The sequence below is a fragment of the Streptomyces sp. LS1784 genome, assembly GCF_020103755.1.
In the GTDB taxonomy this organism is placed as follows: Bacteria; Actinomycetota; Actinomycetes; order Streptomycetales; family Streptomycetaceae; genus Kitasatospora.
In genome coordinates this window covers 1-17,138 of sequence record NZ_JAHSQD010000019.1, presented here as the reverse complement: position 1 = coordinate 17,138, position 17,138 = coordinate 1, and the positions used below count along the sequence as shown (strand labels likewise).

Below are 17,138 nucleotides of genomic sequence, written 5' to 3'. Positions count from 1 at the left end.
GCGGCGGGACCGCTGCGCGGGAGCCGTACGGCTCGTGAACGACCGAACCCCCGGGGCCGTGGCCCCGGGGGTTCGGTCTTCTCCCCAGCCTGTTCGGATGGCCCGGGCGGTCCGGGCGCCGGGCGGTTCGGGCGGACCCGGGTGCCGTTCCCCCGTCAGACGGTCTGGTTCGGCACCTTGAGGTGCTGGGACAGCCACTCCAGCGAGGAGGGAAGCAGGGCGCTCCAGGTCTCGAAGTTGTGGCCGCCGTTCTCCAGCATGCTGTACGAGACCTTCATCGGGCTCTGCACCGCGTCGACGAAGGCCTCGGTCTCCTGCCGGTAGTTGCCGTCGCCCTTCTTGGTGCCGGCCAGCAGCACGGACACCTTCGGCTGCGGCAGGTTCTTCAGGCGCCACAGCAGGTTGGCCTCGTCGCGGCGCTGCTTGCTGCCGCCGAACAGGTCGCCCGTGGTCGGGTCGTCGGCGGCTTCGTAGTAGGCGGAGAGGGCGACGGCGGTCGGGAAGACGTCCGGGTGGCGCATGGCCAGCTTGAGCGCGCAGTAGCCACCGGTCGAGTTGCCCATGAAGGCCCAGGCCTGCGGGTCGCTGGAGACCCGGAAGCTGGCCTGGATCGCCGAGGGCACGTCCTTGGTGAAGTAGGTGTCGGACTGCGGGCCGTTCGGGACGTCCTCGCACTCGGTGTCCTGCGGCAGCGCGGGCGAGGGACGCACCAGGACCATGACGGTCGGCTGCATCCGCCCTTCCTGCAGCAGCTTGAGCGCGGCACCCGGGTAGTTGAAGCGGGTGATCAGGTTCTCGGCGATTCCTGGGAATCCGGTGCTGACGATCACGGCCGGGAACTGCTTCTGGGCGTACTCCGGCTGGAAGTACTGCGGGGGCAGGTAGACGTAGCCCTCGGTGGACAGCCGACTGACCGCGCCGTCGATCCGGACCTTGCGGATCTCGCCGGACTGGCCGGGCTCGCGGCCCATCGCCCCGCCACCCTTGACCGCGGCCTGCCCCATCGTCTCCACCATCAGCCGGCCGGAGGCGTCCGCCTTGTTGTGGATGACCACGGGGCCGGTGTCGCCGGTGCCCAGCAGGTCGTCCCAACTGCTGTAGAAGGCGAAGTAGTTGTTCGCGACCAGGCCGAGCGCGGCGAGCACCGCGAGCTGGGTGGCGAGCAGCGCGCCGATCCGGCCGAGCACCGCCTGCCAGGTCCTCTTCGCGAGTCTGGGCCACAACCAGACCGTGCCGACCATCATCACGACCGCGACCAGTGCGGTCAGCGCCAGCACCTTGTGGCTCGTCAGACCCATGTCCTGCTTGCTCCCACGCCTCGAACTCCAGTCCCCTCCGCTGGGGACATCCGAGGAGGTCACCCCGGTTCCCCCGTCGGGGCGCGAGGACCAACCCTAGCGCCAGCTGGGAGGACGCTGATCGCGGCTGGGAGGTTGCGGGGAGCGGGCCGGACGGCTGACAACTTTCAGATGACAGATTTCGAAATCTGTCATCTGAAAGTTGTCACCTGGTTGTCACCTGCCATGGCCCGTCGCCGTCCACACCGCCGGCCGGGAGCGGGCCTGGCTCAGCCCACCCGCTCCCAGAGCCGCAGCCCCGCCGTGAGCTCGCGCATGCAGCGCGCGCCGAGGTCCCGCGGGGAGCCCGGACCGGCGAGGGGCGCGTCGGAGGAGGCCCACTGCTCCAGGGCCACCCGGATCGCCGCGGTCGCGGCGGCGGCGGCCAGCCGGACCTCCAGCGGATCGGTGTCGTCCGGGCAGCGCTCGGCGAGGGCGGCCCGCAGCCTCTCCTCCGAGTCCGCGTGGACGCGCTGCCAGGTGGCGTTCAGCCTCGGGTCGCGCAGCAGACCGCGGGCCCACTGCATCATCTCGGCCCGCGCCTCGTCGGCAGGGGTCAGCGAAGCGACCGCCGCGCGTTCCAACGCCTCCCGGGGCGGCAGATCCGCCGGGCTCGCCGCGAACAGCTCCACCCACTCCTGCCCACCCGCCGCGAGCAGCGGAGCGACGGCATCCTCCTTGACGGAGAAGTACCGGTAGAAGGTGCGCAGTGAGATGCCCGCGGCGAGGGCGACCTCCTCGACGGTGGTCGCCTCCGCTCCCCGCTCGGCGAAGAGCGCGGCGGCGGCACGGGCGATCTCCAGTCGAGTGGCCTCGCGGCGGCGCTGGGTCAGGGTCGGGCGTCCGGTCACGGGACCAGCCTACGCGGGCGGATGCCATGGCGGCACGTTGCGACGAAACGGCACCATGAGACTTTTTGGCACAACGTGCCACCGGGGCGTACCGTGTCGTTCGAGGTCGAGAGACCACGAACGAACGGAGTACCACCATGGAGCGCTTCAGCGGACGGAACGTCCTGATCACCGGCGGCGGCTCGGGCATCGGCCAGGCCACCGTCCACCGGATCCTCGCCGAGGGCGGGAAGGTCGTCGCCGTCGACGTCAACGAGGACGGCCTGAAGAAGACCCTGGACCGCGCCACCGCCGAGGGGACCGCGGACCGCCTGACCATCCAGGTGCTGGACATATCGGACGAGGCGGCCGTCGTCGCCGGCGTCGCCGAGGCGATCGCCGGCCTGGACGGCCTGGACGTGCTGGTCAACGCGGCCGGCATCCTCCGCTCCTCGCACACCCACGAGACCACCCTGGAGTTCTGGAACAAGCTCCTCGCGGTGAACCTCACCGGCACCTTCCTGATGACCCGCGAGGCGCTCCCCGCGCTGCTCGCCGGCGGCAAGGGCGTGGTGGTCAACTTCAGCTCCACCTCCGCGAGCTTCGCCCACCCGTACATGGCCGCGTACGCCGCGACCAAGGGCGGCATCCAGTCCTTCACCCATGCCATCGCCTCGGAGTACTCGAAGCAGGGCCTGCGCGCGGTCTGCGTCGCGCCGGGCAGCATCGACAGCGGCATGACCCACAACCCGGGCCTGCCCGCCGACGCCGACTTCAGCCTGCTGGCCAAGCTCTCCCCCGCCCTCGGCCAGGGCTTCGCCGGCCCGGAGACGGTGGCCGGCGTGATCGCCATGCTCGCCTCCGACGACGGCGCCTTCGTCACCGGTACCGAGCTCCGCATCGACGGCGGCACCCACATGTGACCCGTCGGTCCGGTTGACGGCGGGGCCTGTGCCATCCCCCCGTACGGCACAGGCCCCGCCTCCGTGTTCTCCCGGCGCCGCCGCCACGGGGACGCCGGGGCCGGCCGCTGCCCCGCTTCCGAGCCGGGTACGGCGGCCGTCATCGCAGGGGCTTCACCAGGACGAGCTCCCGGGTGGCCCCGTCGGTGAACAGGTCACCGGGCTCCGCGAGCGGGACGAAGCCGTGGCGACGGTAGAGGGCGAACGCCGCCTGGTTGCCGGGGAGCACGGCGAGGCGCAGCGTGGTGCCACCGGTGGCCCGGGCCCAGCGCTCCACCTCCTCGATGAGCCGGTCCGCGACGCCCCGGCCGCGTGCCTGCGGGGCGACCCAGAGCGAGCGCAACTCCCGTACGCCGTCCGGCGATCCGGGGAGACCACCGGCCAGACCGACCGGGCCGCCGGCCAGGAAGGCCACGACGTGGTGGGCGTCCGGGAGGTGGAGCCGGTCGCGCCAGCGGTCCTCGCCGCCCTGGTGCCAGTCGGCGAGGCCGGCCTTGAAGGCGTCCGGCGCATCGGTCAGGGCGGCGAGGCGGAGGTCCCGCCAGAGCGGCCAGTCGGCGGTCGTGAGGGTTCGGAGCGTCAGCGTCACCATGGACGGGACGGTAGAGGGCACGCCCGGCGGGCGTCAGGCCCTTCCCCCGCCTGTGGCGCGTCCCACCCTCGACTCCGACCGTTCGGGACGTCCCGTCCGGCGAGGTACCCGGGCCGGCGGAGCCCTACGGCGTGCGCCAGTCGGCAGCGAAGGCGGCGGCCGGGTTGGTGGTGAGGAGCAGCTCGGGCAGTTCGGGGCCGTAGCTGCGGGCGAGGCGCGGGGCGAGGTCGGTGAGCAGGCGGACCGGGCCGCCGGCCGCGCGGGCGGTCCGGGTAGTGGTGTCGGCGCCGAGCAGCAGCTGGGTGGCGTGACCCGCCTCGACCAGGTCGGCGATCACGTCGAAGGCCTGGTGGTCGGCGGGATGGCCGGCCCGGGAAGGGCTGTCCAGGGCGAGGTGGACCCCCTCGGCGGCCAGGGCGCGGTGCAGCGCGCGGTCGGGGAGCCGGGTGAGGTGGCCGAGGATGATCCGGTCGGGCCGCACGCCGTGCCGGTCGTGCAGCCCGTGCAGGACCCGGTGCGGAGCGCCGCCGGCTTCGAGGTGGACGGCGATCGGGGCGCCGGTGGCGTGGTGGGCTTCGGCGGCAGCGGCCATCGTCCACCGGGTGTGCCGGGTGGTGGGCCCCGCGTCGCCCGCGATCTTGATCAACCCGGCCCGGACTCCCTCGGGCGCGCCGGGCAGGCCGGTGGTGAGCTCGGCGACGAAACGTTCCGCGAGGTCGGCGTACGGGCCAGGGCTCTCGCCCGCCTGAAGACCGGGGTCGGGGTGTTCGGGGGGTCCGGGGAAGAAGCCCGGCGCGTAGTGGATCGCCTGGTGCGCGCCGGTGGCGGCGACGATGTGCACGCCGGTCGCGCGGGAGAGCGCGGCGAGGGAGTCCGCACCCCGGCCCAGGCCGAGCGGGGTCCACTGGACGAGGGTGCGGCCACCGGCGGTGGCGTAGGCGCGCAGCACGTCCTCGGCGGCGCCCGGGTCGTCCAGTTCCTGGCCGGGGAGCAGCGGGCTGCGGATGAAGAGGTGGTCGTGGGAGTCGGTGATGCCGAGGTCGGCGGGGGCCACGTCGCCGAGGACGGTGCGGACGGTACGGCTCATGCCCTGGCCTCCTCGCCGGCGACCTGGGTGGCGGTGTCGACGGGGGTCTCGACGGGTGTGGTCTCGACGGGTGCGGTCTCGACGGGTGCGGCCGGGCCGGTGGCGCTCTCGGCGGTGCTCCCGGTGACGCTCTCGGTGGCCTCGGCGAAGGTGGCGGTGGCGACGCGCAGGCCGGCCAGCGCCTTGGGGAGGCCGACGTACGGGGCGAGGTGGACGATGACCTCGGTGATCTCCGCCTCCGTCAGACCGATCCGTCGGCTGTAGCGGACGTGGTCGGCGAGCTGCGGCTCGACGCCGCCGAGGGCGGTGAGGGCGGCCAGGTTGGCGATCTGACGGTCGCGCAGGGCGAGGCCGGCGCGCTGGTAGGTGCCGCCGAAGAGACTGGTGACGATCCAGTCGGGGAAGCCGGGGGCAAGGGCGTCCAGGCCGCCGAGGGTGGTGGAGGCGCCCGGGCCGGCGAGGTCGGCGAGCAACGCGTAGCCGGCCGCGCGGTCGAGCGCGGCCCGGGTGAGTTCGGTGCCGGCGGGAGCGGTCGCGGGGGACATCGGGGCGGTGGGTCCTTTCACCAGTGGCGGCCGGCCGGCAGCCGGTCGAGTTCGGGGCGGGACAGGTGCAGCACCTCGTACCGGACGCCTGGCGCGTCCTCGGGGGCCGGACCGTGCCAAAGGGCGAAGCGGAGCAGTTCCCAGCGGCTCGGGTCGACGGCCACGGCGGCGGTGTGCAGGGCCGGGCGCGCGGGCAGGTCGGCAAGCGCCCGCTCGACGGCCTCGGCCGGGTCGGCGGCTTCCGGCAGCCGTACGGTCTCGCGGGTGGCGGTGGTCGGCGGCCCGGCCGTTTCCCCCGCGGGTGCCGACGCTGCCGACGCTCCGTGGGCCAGGCCCGCGCCGAGCCAGTGCCGGACGGCGGGGCGACCGAAGTCGGCGCTCAGGCCTCGGAAACCCGGCCCCCAGAGGAAGCCGTTCATGCCCTCGGCGGTGCGCCAGAGGTAGAACGGCGCGTACTGGTTGACGGGCGAGCCGTGCCGGCCGCGCTCGCGGACCAGGTAGGCCTTGAGGCCGAGGCCCGGGTACGCGTCGAGCAGGTGGCCCTTGTCGGCGACCCGCTTGCGGATGACGCCCATGTCGTAGTCGGCGGGGAGGGTGATCTCGTACTGCATGGCGTGCACGGCGGGCTCCTCGGGTTCGACGGGTCCGGCAGGTGCAGGGGTCCGGCGAGGCTTCAGGTTCGGCGGGGCTTCGGGTCCGGCGGGTGCCTGGGGTTCGGCGACGCGGGTCAGGCCGTGCGGTGTGTCGCGAGCAGGCCGAGGGCGCCGCGAACGGCCCGGTCGAACGGCTCGGCGCTGTCGGCGGCGCGGGCCAGGACATAGCCGCCCTGGACGACGGCGACCACGGCGGCGGCGGTGTCGGCCGGGTCCAGGCCGGGGGCGAACTCGCCGCCCGCCTGGCCTTCGGCGACCAGTCCGGCGATGCGGCCGCGCAGCCAGTCGAAGGTCTCCTCGACGGGTGCGCGCAGGTGCGGGTCGGAGACCACGTCCGGGTCCTGGGCCATCCGGCCGATCCGGCAGCCGCGTAGGACGTCGCGGTCGCGGTGCAGGTAGGCGGCGATCCGGTCGTAGGCGGTGCCGGGGGCGGCGAGGTCGGCCTCGGCGACGCCCCGCATCTGCTCGGCGCTGCGGCGCAGGGCGGCGGCCGCAAGGTCGGGCTTGCCAGTGAAGTGGTGGTACATGCTGCCCTGGCCGACCCCGGAGCGCTGCTGGATGGCCTTGGGGCTGGTGCCGACGTAGCCGCGCTCCCAGAGGAGGGCCTGGGTGCTCTCGATGAGGCGGTCCTGGGTGCTCATGCGGATCACTGTACATACCAGTAGGTACAGAAGGCCAGCGCGGACTCCGCCCGAGCTCTCGGAGGACCCCGCCGGCCGGAACGATCGAGGGCCGTGCGCCGCCCCCCGGCGGCCACGGCCCCTCGACCGTTCGTCATCCCCCGCACCGCTGAACGGCATTCCGGCGCGCCTGGTGGCGCGCGTCACGTCACGGAGGGTGGCCGGCGTCACGCCGCGTAGGGGGTGCGCGGCGCACTGCGCGGGCGGGCGGCGGACCTGGGCGGCTACGGCAGCGCGCGGCGGATCTCCGGGGCCACCTCGCTCGCGAACAGCTCCAGTTGCTCGCGCTGGGCCCCTTCGGTGAGCGTGTCCACCCCGATGCCGACCACCTCGTTGCCGAAGGCCTCGTGGTACCGGTGGATCTTCTCGATCACCTGCTGCGGACTGCCGACCAGCGCCGAACCGCGCTCCAGCGCGTCGTCCAAGGACCGGAACGGCGAGTTGTTGTGCCGGCCGGCGGCCGAGTCGAACAGCGCGTTCCAGTACGGGCGGAAGCCCTCGACGGCGTCCTGCGAACGCTTGGCGACGTACAGTCCACCGAAGCTCGCGCCCACCCGGGCCTGCTCCGGGTCGTGCCCGTAGTGCTCCCAGCGCTCACGGTAGTGCTCGACCAGCGCCCGGTACTTCTCCAGCGGGTGGAAGGAGTTGGCGGAGAAGAGCGGGTCGCCGTGGCGGGCGGCGAGGTCGGTGGACTGCGTGCTGGTCGCGCTTCCGTGCCACACCGGGATCGGGTCCTGGAGCGGGCGGGGCCAGACGGTGGCGTCCTTCAGCGGCGGGCGGGTCGAGCCCTCCCAGGTCACCTTCTCCTCGCGCCAGAGCCTGCGCAGCAGGCCGTAGTTCTCGGCGAGCGCCTCCCACTGTCGCTCCTCGGAGAGGCCGAACAGCCCGAAGTGGCGCGGGTCGTTGCCCTTGCCGACAATCAACTCCAGGCGACCGCCCGAGAGTTGGTCGAGCATCGCATAGTCCTCGGCGACCCGGACCGGGTCGAGGACGCTGAGCACCGTCACCGTGGTGAACAGCCGGATGGCGGAGGTGCGGGCGGCGATGGCGCCGAGCAGCAGGGGCGGCGCCGGGGAGAGGAACGGCTCACCGCGCCGCTCCCCCACGCCGAAGCCGTCGTAGCCGAGTTGCTCGGCGAGGAGCGCCTGGTCGATGACGCTGTACAGCTTCTGCTGCGGGGTGCGCCGGACGCCGGTGACCGGGTCCGGGGCGTTGGCCACGAGGGACGAGACGGTGAACCGCACGGCGGACTCCTTGGGTGCTCGGGAGGGGCTCGGAGTACTCCCGGAACACGATCGGCAGGGGCCGGGTGGAGTCCCGGGGCTCGGTGAGCCGCGCGGAGCGCGGAGAACCAGGGCAGTGAACCGGCGCTGCGCTCTCACGGGCGACACCGGCGGACATGGCCGACGGGGCGGGCGGCGGGCCGCTCGGGCGGCAGGTCGCGCGGGTGGTGTCAGCGGTCGGTGCTGCGGCGGCGACAACAGCGGGCTGCGACGACGGTCACGGTCCGGACTGCCATTTCGCCTCCCCCGCGCCTCGCACACACACGATCCTCCGTGAGGATAGGCACCGGCCGGAAGCGGGGGCAAGGGGTTGAGCCGCCGTGGCCGGGTGGCAAGATGTCCGGCATGAGCTACCTCGCCGCGGATGACCGCTATGACTCGATGACCTATCGGAAAGCCGGCCGCAGCGGCGTCCAGCTGCCCGCCGTCTCGCTCGGGCTCTGGCACAACTTCGGTGACGCCCAACCGCTGGAGGTGCAGCGGGCGGTGCTGCGCCGGGCCTTCGACCGGGGCGTCACCCACTTCGACCTGGCGAACAACTACGGCCCGCCGTACGGCAGTGCCGAGCGCAACTTCGGCTACCTGTTCGCCCAGGACTTCCGGCCGTACCGGGACGAGCTGTTCATCGCCACCAAGGCCGGCTGGGACATGTGGCCCGGCCCGTACGGCAACGGCGGCAGCCGCAAGTACCTGCTGGCCAGCCTCGACCAGTCGCTGGACCGGATGGGGCTGGACTACGTGGACGTCTTCTACTCGCACCGGTACGACCCGGACACCCCGATCGAGGAGACGATGGGGGCGCTGGACAGCGCGGTGCGCTCGGGCAAGGCGCTGTACGCGGCGATCTCCAACTACCCGGCGGAGCAGCACCGGGAGGCGGTGGCGATCCTGCGCGAGCTGGGGACGCCGGTGCTGCTGAACCAGTCGGCGTACTCGATCCTCAACCGGTACGTGGAGGACGGCGGCGTGCTGGACGCGGTGGGCGACACCCGGACCAGCCTGATCGCCTACTCGCCGCTGGCCCAGGGGCTGCTGACCGACCGCTACCTGTCCGGAGAGGTGCCGGCGGGCTCGCGGATGTCGGTCGGGAAGTTCCTCACCGAGGAGGCCCTGACCGGGCCGAAGTTGGAGCAGCTGCGGGCGCTGGCCAAGGTCGCCGAGGGACGCGGGCAGACGCTGGCACAGCTGGCGCTGTGCTGGGTGCTGCGGGATCCGCGGGTGGTCTCGGTGATCATCGGCGCGAGCAGCGTGGCCCAGCTGGACCAGAACCTCGACGCGCTGGCGGGAGGGCCGCTGACGGCGGAGGAGCTGGCGGAGATCGACCGACTGAGCCGCTGAGGGGCGAGGCGGCAGCCGGCGGGTTGACGGCTGACGGATGACAGCCGACGGATGACGGATCACAGATGACAGCTGACAGATTTCGAAATCTGTCAGCTGTTACCTGTTATCCGTTGCTTGTCAGCTGTCAGCCCGCCCATCCGCCGACCGGCGGCGGCCGGACACCGGACACCGCCCCGCCCGCCGGCCCGTCAGGGTCGCTTGACACCCAGGGCAGGCAGAACCGTTTCTGCAACCCGGTGGGCCTCCTCCAGCAGCGGGTTGCCCGAGAGGATGAAGGTGTCGACGCCCAGCGCCTCGAACTCCTGCAGGCGCTCGACCACCTGGGCCGTCGAGCCGACCACCGCCGTCCCCGGGCCGGGACGGAACAGGCTCATCCCCGGCCAGAGGTTGGGGTGGACCTCCAGCTCCCGGGCCCGCGCCGGCACCCTGCCGCCGTGCTGGCGGAACTGCCGCTGCCAGCCGACCCCGTCCTCCCCCTTCGTCTCGCCCAGCCGGCGCGCGTAGGTCGCCTCGCTGGTGACGTCCAGCAGTCGGTCGGCGGCCGCCCAGGCCTCGTCCTCGGTGTCCCGGACGATCAGGTGCAGCCGCAGCCCGATCCGCAGGCTCCGCCCGTGGGCGGCGGCGCGCTCACGGACCAGGTCCAGCTTCTCCTTGAGCAGGTGCGGCGGCTCACCCCAGGTCAGGTAGACGTCCACGTGCTGGGCCGCCATCTCGATGCCGACCGCCGAGCTGCCGCCGAACCAGAGCGGGATGCCGCCGGGCTGCACCGGGGGGAGGTCGCGCAGACTCGCACCGGCGTTCTTCAGCTCGTAGAACTCGCCCTTGTGGTCGAAGACTTCGCCCGCCGTCAGGCGCTTCACGATCGACCAGTACTCGCCGCTGAGCCGGTAGCGGTCGTCGTGCTCGACATCCAGGCCGTACTCGCGCAGCTGCGCGGTCGATCCGTTGACCACGTTGAAGCGCAGCCGGCCGCCGTGCAGGTGGTCGAAGCTGAGCGCCATCTTGGCCAGCAGGGTGGGCGAGACCAGCCCCGGGTGGACGGCCAGCAGCGGTTTGAAGGCCGGGGTGGTGGCGGCCGCGAGCGCGCTGCCGAGCGTCCAGACGTCGTACAGGTCGGTCGCGAGCAGGGCGCCGGTATAGCCCAACCGCTCGACAGTGCCGGCCAGTTGCTGGAGGTAACGGAGGTCCACCGGGCGGCGACCGGCCGGTTCCCAGGGGTAGTGCCCCTCGCGCGGGACGATGTACCAGAGGACTTCGGAGGCCACGGGTCAGACCGCCTTCGCGAGCGCGGCGGCCACCGGGGCCTCCAGCGCGGGGAGGTGGGCGTCGGAGACGGTCAGCGCCCGGTCGATGAAGCCCACACCGTGGAAGATGTTCGCGGCCTCCTGCTGCTCGGCGACGAACCCGGCGGTGGCGGGCTCCAGCTGCCAGGGCAGTGCACCCAGCGCGGACTGCCAGTCGGCGGCCGTGCCGCCCAGCTCCTCGGCGGCGATCGCGGCGGCCTCGGCCGGGTTGGCGGCCGCCCAGGCATCCGCCCGGCGCAGTGCGGTCACGATCGCGGCAACCACCTCGGGGCGCTCGGTCGCGAAGTCCCGGCGGGTGAAGAACACCGAGCGGTCGGCGATGACGTCGCCGGTGCGGATCAGCTCCCGGAACTCCCCGCTGCGGCGGGCGGCGGCGAGTTCGGCGCCCTGGGCGATCCAGCCTGCGATCTCGCCGTCGCGCAGCCTCCGGGCCTGGTCCTCACCGGCCGCCGGGCGCGCCGGGGTGACGTCCTCGCCGTACGAAAGCCCCTGTGCGTGCAGGGCCTTGGCGAGCAGGTGGGTCTGCCAGGAGCCCACGGCGAGGACGACGGTGGTGCCCTTGAGGTCCGCGACCGTCCGCACCGGGCCGGAGTCCGACACCAGCAGGGCGCCGTGGTCCGGGCGGGGTGCCGAGACCACCGCGTAGACCAGGTCGTGACCGGCCGCCTGGGCGGTGATCGGCGGGGTGGAGCCGGTGCCGCCGAAGTCGATGACACCCTCGGCGAGCAGCGGGCCGGTGCGGGTGCCGTCCGCGTAGTGGTGGAAGGCGCCGGTCTCGCCGAGCGGGGCCAGTTCCTCGTCCAGGTACGGGAGTCGGGCGAGGTAGTAGAGCGAGGGGTTGCTGGCGTGGACGCCGAGGGTGACGGTCATCTGGTCAACTCCGGTGGTGCGGGCTTGGTTTGTCGGGAGTCAGGGGAATCAGGGAAATGCCGGGGCATTCAGGGGGGATCACGGACGTCAGTGGACGCCGAGGTCGGTGAGCAGGCGGCGCCGCAAGTCGGCGAAGGCAGGATCCGCCGGGTCGCGCGGGCGCTGGACGGTGACGGCTTCGTCCCGCGCGAACAGGCCCTCGCGCAGCACCACGACCCGGTCGGCGAGCCGTACGGCCTCGTCCACGTCGTGGGTGACCAGCAGCACCGCCGGGCGGTGGCGGCGCACCAGGTCGCCGACGAGGTCCTGCATGCGCAGCCGGGTGAGTGCGTCCAGCGCGGCGAACGGTTCGTCGAGCAGAAGGAGTTGCGGCTCCCGAACGAGCGCCCGGGCGAGCGCCACGCGCTGCGCCTCGCCGCCCGAGAGGGTGGCCGGCCAGGCCTCGGCGTGCCGCTCCAGGCCGACCTCGGCGAGCGCCTTCAGCCCGGTCTCCCGGGTCGCGGCGCCCCGCGGCAGGCCGACCGTGACGTTGGCCAGCACCCGCTTGGACGGCATCAGCCGGGGCTCCTGGAACACCACGGTACGGACCGGCGGGACGAGCACGGTGCCCTCGTCCGCCCGGTCGAGCGCCCCGAGGATCCGCAGCAGCGTGGTCTTGCCGGTCCCGCTGGCGCCCAGCAGGGCGACGAACTCCCCGCGGGCGATGGAGAGGTCGACCCCGTCGAGCACGGCCCGGGTGCCGAACACCCGGCGCAGACCGCGCAGATGGACGGCCGGCACCGCCTCCTCGGACACCGAGGGGGAAGGGAGCGAAGAGGGGGAGAGCGTGGCGGTGGTGGATGTGTCGGCGGTCATCGGGCCGCTCCCGGGACGGCCTGGCGCCACGGCATCAGCACGCGCTCCAGGACTCGGACGATGCCGTCGGCGCCGAGGCCGAGCAGCCCGTAGATCAGGATGCAGACGGCGAGGACGTCGGTACGCGAGTAGTTCTGCGCCTGGGCCATCAAGTACCCGATGCCCTCGGTCGAGTTGATCTCCTCGGCGGCGATCAGGGCGATCACGCTGAGCGTCATCGACAGGCGCAGTCCGGACAGCAGCGAGGGCAGCGCGCCGGGCAGTACGACCGTACGCACGATCGCCCAGCGGCCGAGGCCGAAGCTGCGCATCGCCTCGACCAGCTTGCGGTCGGTACTGCGGACCCCGCCGGAGGCGGACACGTACATCGGGAAGCTGGTGGCGACCCCGATCAGGGCGACCTTCGCGGTCTCGGTGATGCCGAACCACACCATGAACAGTGGGACGAGGGCCAGGAACGGTACGGTGCGCAGGACCTGGATCGCGGAGTCGAGCAACTCCTCGCCGAGGCGGGTGAATCCGGTGACCACGCCGAGCACCAGTCCGGCGGTCGCACCGAGGAACAGACCGAGCCCGGCGCGGGTGAGGGAGACGGACAGGGCGTCGGTCAACTGGCCGTTTCCCCACAACTCCCCGACGGCCTGGGCGACCTGAGTGGGCGAGGCGAGCACGTCCTGGGTGAGTGCGCCGGTGGCGGAGGCGATGGCCCAGCCGCCGATCAGGGCGAGCGGACCGATGGTCCGCAGGGTCACGGCGAGCGCGCGGGGGCGCGGCCGGCGCCGCCGGCTCTGCGGGGCGACCAGACCGGCGTCCAGCGCCGCCCGGGTGTCGGCGGGCGCGAACTCCGCGCTTGCGGCGATCACTTGGCACCGTCCCCGAGCTTGTTGACGTCGATCAGGTACGGCTTGACGTCCACCAGTTGCTTGGTGACGTTCTGGTCGGCGAAGAACTGGGCGACCGTCCCGAAGCGGGCGATGTCGGCGTCGGAGATGGCGCCGGCCGGGGCGCCCTGCCTGCTGACGTTCACTGCGACGACCTTCTCGGCGGGGGTGACGGCGGTCGGGCCGGCATCGGTGAACACGTTGAGGTAGCCGGCCGGGTCGGCCTTCTCCTTCTCGCCGTTGTCCCGCAGGTAGGTGTAGAAGGCCTTGACCACCTCGGGGTGCTTGTCGGCGAAGCCGTTGCGCACCGCCCAGACGGCGTAGTTGTCGGAGCCGACCTCCTGGCCGTTGACCAGGAAGTGCGCACCGGCGTTGGCGATGGCGGGCGTCGAGAAGGTGTTCCAGGTCGCCCAGGCTTCCACCTGCCCGGAGTTGAAGACCCCGGAGGTCTGGTCGGCACGCAGGTAGACCCGCTCCACCTTGTCGGCCGGGACGCCGTTCTTCGCCAGCGCCTTGAGCAGCAGGTACTCGCTGGTGCCGCCCTGGGAGACGGCGACCTTCCGGCCGACGAGGTCCTGGACGGACTTGATGGGCGAGTCGTTCTTCACCAGGATTCCCTCGCCGACGCCGTCGGGCGCGGTCTGGGCGAACAGCTTGAAGCCGGGCTTCTGGGCCAGCGCGGCGACGGCCGAGGTGATCGAGCCCTGGGCGACGTCCAGTTGGTCGGCGGAGAGGGCCTGGGCGGCGGGGGCGAAGGGGCCGGCGCTGCCGGTCCAGGCGACCTTGGCGTGGACGACGGCCAGGGCCCGGTCCAGTGAGCCGTCCTTCTTGCCGCGGGCGAGGAAGCCGTTGTTGCCGGGGTCGGGCAGCCGGAGCACCACGTCGGCCTTGCCGCCGGCCCCGTCTCCGGCGGAGGCCTTGGCCCCGTCGGCGGACGAGCCGCAGGCGGCCAGGGCGGTGGAGGCGAGCAGCGCGGTCGCGGCGAGGGCGAGGCGGGGGGTCTTCACGGGCTCTCCAAACAAGTGACAGATGACAGCCGACAGCTGACAACTTTCGAAATCTGTTAGCTGAAGGCTGTTATCCGAAGTCTGTGATTCGAACAGCGCCGGCACCGGCTCCGGCAACCGCCTCAGCATCGGCACCGGCGCGCGCACGCCGCTCGCGCAGCAGCTCGCGGGCCGCACGAAGCGGCTCCGGGTCGGCCCACGCCTGGACGTCCACCGGCGCGGCGAGGAAGCCCTGCTCTCCGAGGAATCGTTCCTGCATCGCCAGCAACTCCAGCCGCTCCGCCGACAGGTCCAGGTGCAGGGTGCGGTGGCTGCCCGGCGCGTAGGCCCCGGCGACGCCCTCGGCCCCGGCGCCGGTCTCGGCCTGCAGGATCCGGACCACCTCCTCCGGGTGCTCCGCCGCCCAGTCGGCGGCCTCCAGCAGCACGGCGAGGAAACGGGCGACCAGCTCGGGCCGCTCGTCCAGCAGCCGCTGGTGGACGGTGATCGGCCGAGGCGTGCCGTTGTTGACCCGGACCCTGCGGTCCGGCGCCGCGTCCAGTTCCACGGCCACCTCCGCGCCGATCCGGCGGGCCGCCTCGACGGCGAGCGCCCCCTTCACGTACACCGCGTCCACCGTGCCGCGCCGCAGCGCGGCCAGCTCGGCGGACCACTGCGCGCCGTCCGGGGCGCCGGGAATGTCCACCGGTTCGGCGTCCGCCAGGGTGAGGCCCGCGAGCCCGAGGGCGCCACGGAAGCCGGCCAGCGCCATCGCCCGCCAGAAGTCGATGCCGATGTCATGACGGGGGATCGCCAGCCGCAGCCCGCGCAGCTGCCCGGGTTCGGTGATGCCGCTACCGGCCCGCACCAGCACCGCCTGGCGCTCCTCGATCCAGGTGAGGCCGATCAGCCTGGTCGCCTCACCGCGCGAACGGGCCCACAGCGCCGGGACGTTGCCGCCCTCCCGGAACAGGCCCGTCAGCGCGTGGGTGTAGTGGTGGTCCGCGGCCACTTCGGGCGGAGCGTCCTGCAGCGAGCGGACCGCGATGCCGTCGGCGGCGAACTCGCGGGCGAGCCAACCCTGGTCGGCGGCGATCCCGGTCGCGGTGGGCACCGGACAGCGGGTGAACCAGAGGGTGTCGGGAAGCACGGAAGCGTTCCGGGTACGACTGGACAACGGAGTCGGTCCTCCACGGGGCTCCGACGGCAGCCGGAGAAACTGGGTGTCGATTACCTGCACGGCGGCCCACTGGGCCTGGTGTGCAAGGGAGTTGTGCGCCACGATGCAGGAAAGGGGCAGGCGGCGCGGAAGACGTTCGGTCAGCGACAACACGCACGGGAGGGGAGACACCGGTGGGACGTCACGGTGCTTCTCCTTCCGTGGAGTCGGGGCAATCGCCGCCAGGCCCGAGTGGCCGTCCGGCGCGATGCAAGGAGCGTTCCACGGCAGGTGAGCCGGAGGCAAGCCTTTGCCACATGGTGGGATCAGTTGTTCATCAAAGCCATTCCATTGCAACGTCGTCGACACATTCCCGCAGCACCGTCTGCCCTACGCTGAGACCGCTTCCGGCCGCCCGTCCGGAGTCCCGAACCGAAACGCGAGGTGCCATGGCCGAGGCCGCCACCGCCGTCCAGAGTCCGCCGGCCGGTGCGCAGGCCGTCCAGCGCGCGCTCGGACTGCTGCACTGCTTCCACGACAACGGCCCCGACCTGAGCGCCTCGGACCTGGCCCGCCGGATGGGCCTGTCGGTCTCCACCGCGCACCGGCTGGCCCGCACGCTGGTCAGCGCCGGATTCCTGGAGCAGGACGAACAGACCGCGCGCTACCGGCTCGGTCCGGCCGTCGCCGAACTCGGCCAGCTCACCTTCCACCAGCGCGGGCTGCACCTCGCCGGGCCCGAGCTTGAGCTGCTGTCCCGGCGCACCAAGGCGACGGCCGATCTGGCGATCCGCAGCGGCGCGCACGCGGTGATCCTGGTCGGAGGCTCGGTCCGCCCGGACACCGGACTGGGCCTGCGCCGCCCACTGCACTCCACAGCGCTCGGCAAGGTCCTGCTGGCCTGGCCCCGCCCGGGCGCGACGGCACCGTCGACACTCGGCCCGCTGACGCCGTTCACCGACCGCACGATCACCGAACCGTCCGCCCTGGAGGAGGAGTTGGCGAAAGTCCGGGCGGCCGGGTACGCCCTCAACGACGGCGAGTCGGCCGCCGGGGTGCGGACGGTGGCCGTACCCGTCCTGGACGGCGCCGGGCAGGCCCGGTTCGCCCTGGCGGTCCGCTCGACGCCCGCGCACCTCACCGACGACCGGCTGGACCGGTTCCTCGGCCACGCCCGCAGCTGCGCCGACGCCCTCGCCGTCCTCCTGCTTCCGCCGGACCAGCGCTCCTGACGGTCCACCGGAACACGGCGGAGCAGCGGGCCGCCCGTCCACGTCAGGACGAGTGGCCCGCCGCTTCGACCGACCGTCGGCGACCGGCCTTCAGGCCGAACGTCGGATCCGTCTTCGGACCGGCTGTCAGACCAGCCCTCAGACCGGCCCTCAGACCGTGGCCGGGGTGTACTTGTAGCCGACCCGGCGGACCGTCACGATGGTGTCCCGGTAGGCCGGTCCGAGCTTGCGGCGCAGCCTGGCGACGTGCACGTCGACCGTCCGCCCGTCCCCGACGTGGCCGTAGCCCCAGACCGCGGAGACCAGGTGGTCCCGGGTGTGCACCCGCTGCGGGTGATCGGTGAGGTGGGCCAGCAGCTCGAACTCCAGGTAGGTGAGGTCGAGCAACCGCCCGTCGACATAAGCGTTGCGCCGCTCGGTGTCGACGGAGATGCCGCGCGCGGCCGGGCGGACCGAACGGACCCCCGTCACGGTCTGGGCGCCGGGCCCGCCGGTCGCCGGCTGCGCACCGGGGACGGCGTGGGCCGCCGCGGAGCCGGCG

18 protein-coding genes are annotated in these 17,138 nt (G+C 73.0%); 3 read left to right on the top strand and 15 right to left on the bottom strand.

The window, feature by feature from the left end:
- Positions 1–155 precede the first annotated feature (155 nt).
- Together KS423_RS04730 and KS423_RS04725 are read right to left on the bottom strand one after the other, a co-directional pair.
- Positions 156–1,298 (bottom strand): esterase family protein, encoded by a 1,143-nt coding sequence (locus KS423_RS04730; protein WP_224275158.1) that lies wholly within the window; start codon positions 1,296–1,298, stop codon positions 156–158.
- 269 nt (positions 1,299–1,567) lie between these two features.
- A complete protein-coding gene (locus KS423_RS04725; RefSeq protein WP_224275156.1) occupies positions 1,568–2,188 on the bottom strand; it encodes a TetR family transcriptional regulator in 621 nt (206 codons plus the stop codon).
- A 137-nt stretch (positions 2,189–2,325) separates the two neighbouring features.
- Between KS423_RS04725 and KS423_RS04720 the strand changes: the two genes are divergently transcribed.
- Positions 2,326–3,090 carry an SDR family NAD(P)-dependent oxidoreductase gene (locus KS423_RS04720; protein ID WP_224275154.1) on the top strand — a complete coding sequence of 255 codons (765 nt, stop codon included), beginning with the start codon at positions 2,326–2,328 and terminating at the stop codon, positions 3,088–3,090.
- A gap of 139 nt (positions 3,091–3,229) precedes the next feature.
- Here KS423_RS04720 and KS423_RS04715 read toward each other — a convergent pair whose 3' ends face one another.
- The 6 genes from KS423_RS04715 to KS423_RS04690 all read right to left on the bottom strand — a co-directional run bounded on the left by KS423_RS04715 (position 3,230) and on the right by KS423_RS04690 (position 7,930).
- Positions 3,230–3,721, bottom strand: a complete 492-nt coding sequence (locus KS423_RS04715) for an N-acetyltransferase (protein ID WP_224275152.1) — start codon at positions 3,719–3,721, stop codon at positions 3,230–3,232.
- Positions 3,722–3,845: 124 nt separating this feature from the next.
- A complete protein-coding gene (locus KS423_RS04710; protein ID WP_224275151.1) occupies positions 3,846–4,808 on the bottom strand; it encodes a phosphotriesterase in 963 nt (320 codons plus the stop codon).
- On the bottom strand, positions 4,805–5,353 hold the full coding sequence (locus KS423_RS04705; RefSeq protein ID WP_224275148.1) for a carboxymuconolactone decarboxylase family protein: 549 nt from the start codon (positions 5,351–5,353) through the stop codon (positions 4,805–4,807). Before KS423_RS04705 ends, KS423_RS04710 begins: the two co-directional genes overlap by 4 nt.
- Before the next feature lie 17 nt (positions 5,354–5,370).
- A complete protein-coding gene (locus KS423_RS04700; RefSeq protein ID WP_224275145.1) occupies positions 5,371–5,973 on the bottom strand; it encodes a DUF4865 family protein in 603 nt (200 codons plus the stop codon).
- Positions 5,974–6,080: 107 nt separating this feature from the next.
- Positions 6,081–6,647: a TetR/AcrR family transcriptional regulator gene (locus tag KS423_RS04695; RefSeq protein WP_224275144.1), complete on the bottom strand. Its 567-nt coding sequence runs from the start codon at positions 6,645–6,647 to the stop codon at positions 6,081–6,083.
- 263 nt (positions 6,648–6,910) lie between these two features.
- Positions 6,911–7,930, bottom strand: a complete 1,020-nt coding sequence (locus tag KS423_RS04690; protein ID WP_224275142.1) for an LLM class flavin-dependent oxidoreductase — start codon at positions 7,928–7,930, stop codon at positions 6,911–6,913.
- Positions 7,931–8,314: 384 nt separating this feature from the next.
- On the opposite strand from KS423_RS04690, the gene KS423_RS04685 reads away from it, so the two are divergent.
- Positions 8,315–9,307 (top strand): aldo/keto reductase, encoded by a 993-nt coding sequence (locus KS423_RS04685; RefSeq protein WP_224275139.1) that lies wholly within the window; start codon positions 8,315–8,317, stop codon positions 9,305–9,307.
- A 191-nt stretch (positions 9,308–9,498) separates the two neighbouring features.
- On the opposite strand, the gene KS423_RS04680 is transcribed toward KS423_RS04685, so the two are convergent.
- The 6 genes from KS423_RS04680 to KS423_RS04655 all read right to left on the bottom strand — a co-directional run bounded on the left by KS423_RS04680 (position 9,499) and on the right by KS423_RS04655 (position 15,356).
- Positions 9,499–10,575: an LLM class flavin-dependent oxidoreductase gene (locus tag KS423_RS04680; RefSeq protein WP_224275136.1), complete on the bottom strand. Its 1,077-nt coding sequence runs from the start codon at positions 10,573–10,575 to the stop codon at positions 9,499–9,501.
- Positions 10,576–10,578: 3 nt separating this feature from the next.
- Entirely contained in the window at positions 10,579–11,484 is a 906-nt protein-coding gene (locus KS423_RS04675; RefSeq protein WP_224275134.1) for an ABC transporter substrate-binding protein, read from the bottom strand.
- Between the two features lie 87 nt (positions 11,485–11,571).
- On the bottom strand, positions 11,572–12,339 hold the full coding sequence (locus tag KS423_RS04670; protein WP_224275133.1) for an ABC transporter ATP-binding protein: 768 nt from the start codon (positions 12,337–12,339) through the stop codon (positions 11,572–11,574).
- The gene (locus KS423_RS04665; RefSeq protein WP_224275131.1) at positions 12,336–13,202 is read right to left on the bottom strand and encodes an ABC transporter permease; all 867 of its coding nucleotides are present in this window, start codon (positions 13,200–13,202) and stop codon (positions 12,336–12,338) included. Before KS423_RS04665 ends, KS423_RS04670 begins: the two co-directional genes overlap by 4 nt.
- Positions 13,199–14,227 carry an NrtA/SsuA/CpmA family ABC transporter substrate-binding protein gene (locus KS423_RS04660; protein WP_224275129.1) on the bottom strand — a complete coding sequence of 343 codons (1,029 nt, stop codon included), beginning with the start codon at positions 14,225–14,227 and terminating at the stop codon, positions 13,199–13,201. The genes KS423_RS04665 and KS423_RS04660 overlap by 4 nt, the downstream gene beginning before the upstream one ends.
- 70 nt (positions 14,228–14,297) lie before the next feature.
- On the bottom strand, positions 14,298–15,356 hold the full coding sequence (locus KS423_RS04655; protein WP_224275128.1) for an ABC transporter substrate-binding protein: 1,059 nt from the start codon (positions 15,354–15,356) through the stop codon (positions 14,298–14,300).
- A 458-nt stretch (positions 15,357–15,814) separates the two neighbouring features.
- Between KS423_RS04655 and KS423_RS04650 the strand changes: the two genes are divergently transcribed.
- Positions 15,815–16,597, top strand: coding sequence for an IclR family transcriptional regulator (locus tag KS423_RS04650; RefSeq protein WP_224275126.1), 783 nt, complete (start codon positions 15,815–15,817; stop codon positions 16,595–16,597).
- Positions 16,598–16,747: 150 nt separating this feature from the next.
- On the opposite strand, the gene KS423_RS04645 is transcribed toward KS423_RS04650, so the two are convergent.
- Positions 16,748–17,138, bottom strand: a 391-nt coding sequence (locus tag KS423_RS04645) for a winged helix-turn-helix domain-containing protein (RefSeq protein WP_224275125.1), incomplete at its 5' end; no start/stop codon positions are given.

Excerpts from the sequence above, each read along its gene's own strand:
- KS423_RS04705 (WP_224275148.1), bottom strand. The coding sequence starts at position 5,353 with ATGTCCCCCGCGACCGCTCCCGCCGGCACCGAACTCACCCGGGCCGCG.
- KS423_RS04685 (WP_224275139.1), top strand. The coding sequence starts at position 8,315 with ATGAGCTACCTCGCCGCGGATGACCGCTATGACTCGATGACCTATCGG.
- KS423_RS04710 (WP_224275151.1), bottom strand. The coding sequence starts at position 4,808 with ATGAGCCGTACCGTCCGCACCGTCCTCGGCGACGTGGCCCCCGCCGAC.
- KS423_RS04670 (WP_224275133.1), bottom strand. The coding sequence starts at position 12,339 with ATGACCGCCGACACATCCACCACCGCCACGCTCTCCCCCTCTTCGCTC.
- KS423_RS04730 (WP_224275158.1), bottom strand. The coding sequence starts at position 1,298 with ATGGGTCTGACGAGCCACAAGGTGCTGGCGCTGACCGCACTGGTCGCG.
- KS423_RS04695 (WP_224275144.1), bottom strand. The coding sequence starts at position 6,647 with ATGAGCACCCAGGACCGCCTCATCGAGAGCACCCAGGCCCTCCTCTGG.
- KS423_RS04650 (WP_224275126.1), top strand. The coding sequence starts at position 15,815 with ATGGCCGAGGCCGCCACCGCCGTCCAGAGTCCGCCGGCCGGTGCGCAG.
- KS423_RS04720 (WP_224275154.1), top strand. The coding sequence starts at position 2,326 with ATGGAGCGCTTCAGCGGACGGAACGTCCTGATCACCGGCGGCGGCTCG.
- KS423_RS04715 (WP_224275152.1), bottom strand. The coding sequence starts at position 3,721 with ATGGTGACGCTGACGCTCCGAACCCTCACGACCGCCGACTGGCCGCTC.
- KS423_RS04675 (WP_224275134.1), bottom strand. The coding sequence starts at position 11,484 with ATGACCGTCACCCTCGGCGTCCACGCCAGCAACCCCTCGCTCTACTAC.